The sequence below is a fragment of the Bacillus sp. AP50 genome (genome assembly GCF_040492675.1).
Classification (GTDB): Bacteria; Bacillota; Bacilli; order Bacillales; family Bacillaceae_G; genus Bacillus_A; species Bacillus_A cereus.
This window is the reverse complement of the sequence record NZ_JBEUTW010000138.1, coordinates 1-8,324: the sequence shown is the minus strand read 5'-3', so window position 1 is coordinate 8,324 and position 8,324 is coordinate 1. Positions and strand designations below refer to the sequence as shown.

Below are 8,324 nucleotides of genomic sequence, written 5' to 3'. Positions count from 1 at the left end.
GCGCATAATGGTACATTGGAATATAAGAGTGAAAGTGGAAAAGGCACTGAAGCAATTATTATATTACCAGCTGTACAAAATAAGGAATAAAAGTTACCGATGAAAGGTAACTTTTTATTTTATATTGTTTATTCATTTGTTTTTTCTTGTTTTACTCGGCTAAATAAACTTTTAAATGATTGAAAGAAGCTTTGCTCTTTTGAGGCAGCAACCATTCTTTTTGTTTCTTGAATTTCTCGAATAACTTGCATAAGCTGTGCATCACGGTTACTGTCTTTGTTATAAATTTGACTAACAAGTTTATTCATTTTTTCTTCCTGTTTGGATTCTCGTTTATACATATGATTCATTAATAAGTCCATCTTTTCTTTTTGCAGTGCATCTGTTTGAGCGGCGTGATCGACTAACTCTTGAAGCATTTTTTCTTGAGAGCCTTCTTTTACATAAACTTGTTGCATCAATTCGTCTAGTTTCTCATCCTTTAAACGATTTTGTGTAATTAGAGTAGAATTTTGATGAATAATTGCTTCATTTAATTGAGCTAGCATTTCAAGTTTTAACATGAACTCCTCAAAGTTACGCCCATCTTCTTTTTCTTTCGTTTGTATCTCTTGCTTATCTTGTATAACTGGTACAGGTGGGGCCTCTTTTTCTTTTAAAATAATCGGTATCGTTTCTGAAATATCTTCTTGTAATGTAGCAGCTCTTTCGTGTATAGATTTCAATAGTTTTAAATCATCAAGTTTATAAATACGAGCATCAGCTGTTTTGGAAATCATATAACCATGTTCCTCTAACAGCTGACTATATTTGCGAACTATATGTTTTGGGATGCCTGTTTTATTCGTGACATCTTTCGTTTTATAGGTAGCTTCCATCATATTTCCTCCCCAAAAAGTATCGTATATATCATTTCAATCTTTTATGAGGACTTCCTTTGAAAAAGAATGTCGGAAGGCTATTAGTTTTCTACAGCATTAGTGAAAAAATGAAAATTTTTGGCGGAATGGCAAGGAATAACTAAAATAATGTCTGAAAACATATACAGGAGAAGTTTGTTATAATAACGGAGGAAAAGAAACTGGTAGAAACATGGAGGTATACATGAAGCAATTAAAAGGTATTATCATTTCAATTATCGCAATTCTGTCTATTTTAGTAGCAGTTTATGAAGTACTTGTGCCAGAGGAAACAAGTGTAAAGAAAACGAATACGTATGATCAAGTGTTAGAATTTCCGAAAGAACGTTATCCAGAGACAGGAAAACATATTACGGATGCTATAAAAGAAGGGCATTCAGAAGTTTGTACAATCGATCGTGGTGGTGCTGCAGATAGAAGGAAATTGTCGTTAGCACCATATCCATCAAAAAAAGGGTATGATCGTGATGAATGGCCAATGGCGATGTGCAAGGAAGGCGGAAAAGGAGCACATATTGAATATATAAGTCCGGCGGATAACCGTGGAGCAGGCTCTTGGGTAGGGAATAAGTTAGATAAATACCCAGATGGTACGCGAGTAAAATTTGAAGTGAAGTAGTAGTTGTATATTTCATAATGAAGGAGAAGGGGAACTATGGAGTTAACGATTTCTTATTCGCAATTAATGTTGATGAACTATGACGGTGAGCAGCCTTATGTAGATTGGACTGATGAAGATTTTGAAAGAGGTTATGCTAAGGCAGATGGAACTGTTATTTTTGAAGCACTTTCTGATTATACTTGTGAAGTGAAAGTGACCCCAGGGAAACATATTGAAAAAGAAGAAGTAGTTAGAACGATTACGGTTCCTTTTACAGTTGAAAATGAAAGTATCGTTATAACGAGTATTCTTTCTAATAAATTTCAAATACCTATTCCAAATGGTGAGTATACAGTTGTATTACAAGCAATTCCTCTTGAAGAGCCAACGGATGATGAATTATATAAAATACAATATGAATTCTTTTTTGAAAGTAAAGAATAAAAAATGGGTTATCCTGAGAAAAGGATAACCCATTTTTGTTATGCGTTTGTTTTTAAAAGGGAACGAGCATCTTTCGCTGCTTGCACCATATGTTCTAAAGCTGGAATAACTTCTTCTGTTCTTCTCGTTTTTAAACCACAATCGGGATTAATCCAGAAATATTTAGGATCACATACTTCTAAAGATTGTTCTACGATTTTATACATTTCATCTTTACTCGGTACACGTGGGCTATGAATATCATATACACCTAGGCCAATGCCTTTTTCATATGTTGTATGTTTTAATGTATCAATAAATTCTCCGTGACTTCTTGATGTTTCGATAGAAATTACATCTGCATCTAATGCGCGAATCGCGTCAACAATATCTTCGAAGTTACTGTAACACATATGAGTATGAATTTGTGTTTCATTTGCTACAGAAGAAGTTGCTAAAAGGAAGGATTGTACTGCCCATGTAATATAAGCATCCCAATCTTTTTCTTTTAGTGGCATTCCTTCACGAAGTGCGGGCTCATCGACTTGGATTACTCTAATTCCAGAAGATTCAAGTAGTTCAATTTCGTGACGAAGAGCTAGTGCAATTTGATACGAAACTTCTTTTCTTGGAATATCATTTCGAACGAAGGACCAATTTAAAATTGTAACAGGTCCGGTTAACATTCCTTTTACAACTTTCTCTGTTAAGCTTTGTGCATAAACTGTTTCCTTAATAGTCATGCCGTTAATAAAGGCTACATCACCATAAATAACAGGTGGTTTTACGCAGCGGGAACCGTAAGATTGTACCCAACCGTTTTTAGTGAATGAGAAACCAGCAAGGCGCTCACCAAAATATTCAACCATGTCAGTTCTTTCAAATTCACCATGTACAAGTACATCAAGCCCAATTTCTTCTTGGTAACGAATCCATTTTTCTGTCTCTTTTTCAATAAATTGTTCATATTGTTCATTTGAGATAACACCGTTACGCCATTCTTTTCGCGTTTGACGAACTTCAGTTGTTTGCGGGAAGCTACCAATAGTCGTTGTTGGTAATAGCGGTAACTTCAGGGCAACTTGTTGTAATTCGTATCGTTTTTCAAATGGAAGAGGACGTGAAAAATCTTCTTCTTTTAGTGCTGTTCGTGCTGCTTTGACATCTTCTCGGTTACGTGCAGCAGATGAACGAATTGTATGATGTACGTTTCGATATGTTTCCAGCTCATTACTAATGCTTTCTGTACCTTGAGTGAGAGCGGAATGAATAAGAACTAACTCTTCTAATTTTTGATTTGCAAATGCTAACGCATCAAACAGCTCAGTCGATAAGTGAGTTTCTTCTGTTTTATCGATTGGTGTATGCAATAAGCTACAAGAAGGCTGAACGATGATATCTTTCGTTTGGACTTGTTTTTGTAACGTTGTAAATAACTCAAGAACTTCATCAAGGTCAGCTCTCCAAATGTTACGGCCATCTATACAACCGACAGCTAAAGTTTTATCAGCTGGGAATCCATATTTTGAAATAGCATTTAGATTACCTTCTTTACCATGAATGAAATCTAATCCAATACCGGATACCGGGAATGTAATAATTTCTTCATAGTTTTCTTCTACGCTATCAAAATATGTTTGTAAAAGAAGAGTCGCATTTGGAACTTCTTTACGAATAGCTTCATAAATTTCTTTTGCTTGTTGAACTTCTTCTTTCGTTAAAGAAGCGAAAATCGGTTCATCAACTTGAATGGCTTGTGCCCCAGCTGCATGTAGTTCTGAAAGCAGTTGTACGTAAGGTGCAACTAACTGTTTTAAAATGTTAGGAAATTGTTCTTGTATATAGCCTTTAGCTAATTTTAAGAAAGTATATGGTCCTAAAATAACAGGCTTTCCATCTACTCCTAATTCTTGTTTTGCCTCTTCGTATAAGCGAAGTGGACGATTATCTTTTAAAGAGATTTGTAATCCCTCTTCATATTCAGGAACGATATAGTGATAGTTTGTGTTAAACCATTTTGTCATTTCGGAAGCTACGTGATCTTTAGAGCCACGCGCCATTGCGAAATATACATCAAGGTAAGATGTAAACTCAGAAAAACGTGATGGAATAAATCCTAGCATATAGGCAGTATCCAAAACGTGATCATAATATGTAAAGTCGCCAATTGGAATGAGTTCAATCCCTTTTTCTTGCTGTACTTTTACGTGTTGAAGGCGAATTTCTTTCATTGTTGTTAAAAATTGTTCTTCATCGATTTTATTGGACCAAAAAGCTTCCAATGTTTTTTTCCACTCTCGTTGTAGTCCGATACGTGGATAACCTAAGTTACTTGTTTGAATTGCCATTTTAAATTCCTCCCTAATTGAAAGTAAGCATTTCCGTTTACTAGGAAATACCTATAACAAAAAGTACAAAGACATAGAAAATAAGCCTTCCTTTTTGTTTTAACACCTCATCATCATCCGTGAATCTATCAGTGTTGTTAAAACAGGCAGGTCTCCTGACTTATGCTTCATATAATTTCTTTCACCTTCCCGTTTTCACAGTGGCACCAAAAAGAAATCTCAGCATTTACAGTGGCGGGACCGTGTTGGAGTTTCACCAAGCTTCCCTTTTAAACACGAAACGAAACTTTCGTGTACCTATTTTCCTGTTGAAAGGAATTTAACAAGCGATATGATATTGAAACAAATTCTAACACAATTTTTGGAATTTTGTCTACTGTTTTGAAATAAGAAAATTCAAAAGTTTTTATTTCTTATTATTATGACTTTTCATCCTGGATTAACTAATAATATTACAGTATAAAAAGAGAAATTGAGCTATGAAAGAAGTAGGGATGTCTTCTTTCATAGCTCAATTTTCATCTATAGCAACTTCTGAAAGTCGGCCTGCTATAGCATCTTTAAGGAGGGTGTTTAGCCATTGTAATTCAACTGTAATATGCTCAATTACACTTTGCAAAATATATAGTTGTGCACGTGGAACCTTTCCTTTATTACAATCATATATCGTTTGCATAGTATGTAAATATTGAAGAGTATCGTTTTTCTTTTTTTCTAAAATAGGAACTAATTCGTGATCATTGCTAAAGTGAGCGAAAGATAAGGCTGAATAAATAGGTTTATATATTTGGTTTTTGGCTTCGAATTGTTTTAATAGTAAAGTGTGGAATAGTTTTTTGCCTTCTTCTGTTATATGAAAAATCGTTTTGTCAGGTCGATTTGTGTGTCTAATTACATTTGTAATATGAATTGCGCCTTGCTTTTCTAATTGCTCGAAGGCGTAATAAAGTGATCCTTTAGCATATTTAATGTAACAATCCATTTGTCGTTCTTTCATAATATGCTGCACTTCATATGGATGTTTATCTCCTTCGAGTAGCAAGCCGAGAATGACTAATTTCATGCTCATGCTGTCTCAACTCCTGTATACAAAAACTTTATCCCGCATTAACGGGCAGTAAGACCCCACCCAAAAATTCAGTGGAAGAAAGAAGTTAGGTGGGGATTAACTGCCCGTAAAAACCAGATTGGTGAGGGCTAATAATCAGTGGGGGATGAACAACCCCCACTGATTAAAGTTTCACTTTATACATATTATAAACGGCATATCCTTTTTCATAAAGGAATATGCCGCTTCTTTTTTATATTAACTAACTTGCTTTTGTTTTTCTTTCTTTTTAGGGCCTGTAAAGAGGCGTTCATTTCCCATAAGTAAAATACAAATAATACTTAGTACAGCCGGGATGAGTGCCCAGAAGAATGTATTCGCAATAGATGTAGCGAGAGCTTCTTTAATACCCGCTAATATTTCAGCAGGAATTTTTGCGGTAGCGCCTGGTGATAATAAGAAACTTGTGTCTCCGCCTTTTGGAGCTAATTTTGCTAGTTCAGGGGGGAATACAGAGTTTAGTTTATCTGTAAAAATATGATTTTGAATTGTACCGAAAATCGTTACACCAAGAGTCATACCGAGTGATCGGAAGAATGAGTTTGTTGATGTCGCCGAACCACGGTCTCGCATTTCCAACTTGTGAATAGAAGACATACTTAATACTGAGAATGAGAAACCGACACCAAGCCCAGCGAGAATCATAAATAGTGTTACGAGTAAACGAGGTGTGTCCATTGTTAAAGTACTTAATAAATAAATACCAAGAACGAAGAAGAAACCAGATACCATCATAATGTTACGATAGCTTGTTCGAGACGCTAATTGTCCTCCGGTTTGACTTCCAATTACAGAACCAACCATCATTGGTGTTAAAATTAATCCAGCATTAGAGGCGGAACCTCCAAGAACGCCTTGAATGAAGATTGGAATATAAACTGTACAGATAATAAAAGCGGCACCATAGAAAAAGGCAACTCCTTGACTAGCTGCGAATAAAGGTTTTTTAAATAGATGGAACGAAATAATAGGCTCGGTTGCTTTTCGTTCTACAAAGAAGAAAATAATAAGCGTAATAACTACTGTTGTAAATAAGCCAATAATTACAGTAGAATTCCAGGCATATTCTTTACCACCAAGTTCTAATGCGAACATTAAGCAAACGATACTTATGACAAGTGTAATAGCACCAGCCCAATCAATTTTTTGTTTTCTAAATTCTAGAGACTCACTGTAGTATTTAGTAATGAAGAAAAAGGAGATAAGTCCTAATGGAATATTAATATAGAAGACCCAATGCCAACTTATATAGTCTGTAATATAAGCACCTAATAAAGGACCGAATACACTAGATGTCCCGAAAACAGCACCGAATAGTCCTGTCATCTTTCCGCGTTTTTCTGGTGGGAAGATATCGTACATAATTGTGAAGGCGATAGGCATAAGGGCACCACCACCGATACCTTGAATAGCTCTATAAATACTTAATTGCTCAATACTTGAAGCTGTTCCGCAGAGCGCAGAACCGAATAAGAAAAGAATGAGGCCACCAATATAAAAACGTTTCCGTCCGTACATATCAGAAAGTTTCCCGAAGATAGGCATCCCTGCCATTGTTGCTACCATATAAGCTGATGTGACCCAAACAAACTTATCAAATCCTCCTAGGTCTCCAACGATTGTTGCCATTGCGGTTGCAACGATTGTATTATCCATTGCGGCCATTAATATACCAAGCAGTAAACCAGCAACAACAAATTTTGTCTTGTTGGCGTCTTTTTTTAATGGTTGAGTTTCCAAATATAACCCTCCTTTAGAAATAAGTAAACTATATTAAGTTTTGAGTGCAGTGGATAAAAAATTTTAATGTATAGTTGATTTTAATTTCTTTTCCATAAGTGCACTGATATGCCATAAAGAATATTATAGTCAAATTTGACTATAAGGCAAACTTTTTCTTCCGTCAAAATATTCTTTCGTATGAGTAGAGAACGAGTGAGCCATACTGAATATTGCTATAAAGGAAATGAAGTAAATTGTAAAAAAATTTCATAAAGAACACCTTCTGTTAATAGATGAAAAATGGTTTTTTCTTCATATTGTCGAATAGGATAAAAGGAAGAGAAATATTAAACATTGCTTGTAGCAAGCTTTAGTAATTTGGGGAATTCATTGTGTGTATGTTACATCTGAAATGAGGTGAATATATATTATGAAAATATGGGGACGAATTTCGGATACAGGAAAGTATTCAATACCGCTACAACCAGTATTGTGGATTGACGGATCGAAAAAGGAAAACGAATTTCCTCAAGTAGCCGTTACATTACAAATTGGTAGTATGTATACAGAACAGTTTTCGTATGAATTGACCTACGATGTAAACGACATACTTATTATGCGAATTGAAGTGGAAAATAAAGGAGTAGAAATGATTTCGAGAGTTGTTGTAAGTCATATGATTCGAGATTACTTTGCTTATATTCCTAATTCTTTAAAAGTTGATAAGGGGATAAGTGAGTTTTTATTCCAGCTTGTTAGATGGCGAATTGATGATTTGTTACCGAATGAGAAGGTGGAACTACGTTGTAAAATAAAAGCTAATAAAGATAAAGCTCTTAAACAAACATTCTTTCAGGCTACATATACATTTCAAGATAAAGAGATATCATATGGCCCACTGCAAACAAATGAAGTTGTTGTGCGTCAATGATAAAAAGGAACCTGTACAAAAGGTTCCTTTTTTAGTGAAGGTTGTGTTTTTTGAGTATTTTCTTTTGCTCCATTCCTTTTTTTCCTACATAGTTATTTTTGTAGCCAAAGTATAGAATAAATAAAAATGAAACAACATTAACAATAGCGTCGATTTGATCGTTTGTAATAAAGTGTATGCCGAAAGAGGTAAATAATAATTTTAATGATAATAGAAAACCAGCTAGTAAACGCATAGCATCTGATAGATTCTCTTTTTGTAGCATATAGAT

The 8,324-nt window shown here is 34.9% G+C and carries 8 protein-coding genes and 1 riboswitch; of the genes, 3 read left to right on the top strand and 5 right to left on the bottom strand.

What is annotated here, in order from left to right; genetic code table 11:
* Positions 1 to 128: 128 nt before the first annotated feature.
* Positions 129 to 878, bottom strand: a complete 750-nt coding sequence (locus ABWK52_RS12120; protein WP_098508259.1) for a DUF3967 domain-containing protein — start codon at positions 876 to 878, stop codon at positions 129 to 131.
* Between the two features lie 226 nt (positions 879 to 1,104).
* Here ABWK52_RS12120 and nucA point away from each other — a divergent pair, with 226 nt between their 5' ends.
* Positions 1,105 to 1,539, top strand: a complete 435-nt coding sequence (nucA, locus tag ABWK52_RS12115; RefSeq protein ID WP_000811494.1) for a DNA-entry nuclease — start codon at positions 1,105 to 1,107, stop codon at positions 1,537 to 1,539.
* A 36-nt stretch (positions 1,540 to 1,575) separates the two neighbouring features.
* Entirely contained in the window at positions 1,576 to 1,965 is a 390-nt protein-coding gene (gene comJ, locus ABWK52_RS12110) for a competence protein ComJ (protein ID WP_000424030.1), read from the top strand.
* Positions 1,966 to 2,003: 38 nt separating this feature from the next.
* On the opposite strand, the gene metE is transcribed toward comJ, so the two are convergent.
* From metE to ABWK52_RS12095, 3 genes are all read right to left on the bottom strand, one after another.
* Positions 2,004 to 4,292 (bottom strand): 5-methyltetrahydropteroyltriglutamate--homocysteine S-methyltransferase, encoded by a 2,289-nt coding sequence (gene metE / locus ABWK52_RS12105; RefSeq protein ID WP_097999116.1) that lies wholly within the window; start codon positions 4,290 to 4,292, stop codon positions 2,004 to 2,006.
* 128 nt (positions 4,293 to 4,420) lie between these two features.
* Positions 4,421 to 4,608, bottom strand: a riboswitch (cobalamin riboswitch).
* Positions 4,609 to 4,803: 195 nt separating this feature from the next.
* Positions 4,804 to 5,361 carry a PadR family transcriptional regulator gene (locus ABWK52_RS12100; RefSeq protein ID WP_098541580.1) on the bottom strand — a complete coding sequence of 186 codons (558 nt, stop codon included), beginning with the start codon at positions 5,359 to 5,361 and terminating at the stop codon, positions 4,804 to 4,806.
* Positions 5,362 to 5,598: 237 nt separating this feature from the next.
* Entirely contained in the window at positions 5,599 to 7,140 is a 1,542-nt protein-coding gene (locus ABWK52_RS12095) for an MDR family MFS transporter (protein WP_000449900.1), read from the bottom strand.
* Positions 7,141 to 7,552: 412 nt separating this feature from the next.
* On the opposite strand from ABWK52_RS12095, the gene ABWK52_RS12090 reads away from it, so the two are divergent.
* The gene (locus tag ABWK52_RS12090) at positions 7,553 to 8,053 is read left to right on the top strand and encodes a hypothetical protein (protein ID WP_000708120.1); all 501 of its coding nucleotides are present in this window, start codon (positions 7,553 to 7,555) and stop codon (positions 8,051 to 8,053) included.
* 31 nt (positions 8,054 to 8,084) lie between these two features.
* Here the strand turns inward: ABWK52_RS12090 and ABWK52_RS12085 are convergent, their stop codons facing one another.
* Positions 8,085 to 8,318 (bottom strand): SPP1 phage holin family protein, encoded by a 234-nt coding sequence (locus ABWK52_RS12085; RefSeq protein ID WP_000939448.1) that lies wholly within the window; start codon positions 8,316 to 8,318, stop codon positions 8,085 to 8,087.
* Positions 8,319 to 8,324: the final 6 nt, after the last annotated feature.

Excerpts from the sequence above, each read along its gene's own strand:
- ABWK52_RS12120 (WP_098508259.1), bottom strand. The coding sequence starts at position 878 with ATGGAAGCTACCTATAAAACGAAAGATGTCACGAATAAAACAGGCATC.
- nucA (WP_000811494.1), top strand. The coding sequence starts at position 1,105 with ATGAAGCAATTAAAAGGTATTATCATTTCAATTATCGCAATTCTGTCT.
- comJ (WP_000424030.1), top strand. The coding sequence starts at position 1,576 with ATGGAGTTAACGATTTCTTATTCGCAATTAATGTTGATGAACTATGAC.
- metE (WP_097999116.1), bottom strand. The coding sequence starts at position 4,292 with ATGGCAATTCAAACAAGTAACTTAGGTTATCCACGTATCGGACTACAA.
- ABWK52_RS12100 (WP_098541580.1), bottom strand. The coding sequence starts at position 5,361 with ATGAGCATGAAATTAGTCATTCTCGGCTTGCTACTCGAAGGAGATAAA.
- ABWK52_RS12090 (WP_000708120.1), top strand. The coding sequence starts at position 7,553 with ATGAAAATATGGGGACGAATTTCGGATACAGGAAAGTATTCAATACCG.
- ABWK52_RS12085 (WP_000939448.1), bottom strand. The coding sequence starts at position 8,318 with ATGCTACAAAAAGAGAATCTATCAGATGCTATGCGTTTACTAGCTGGT.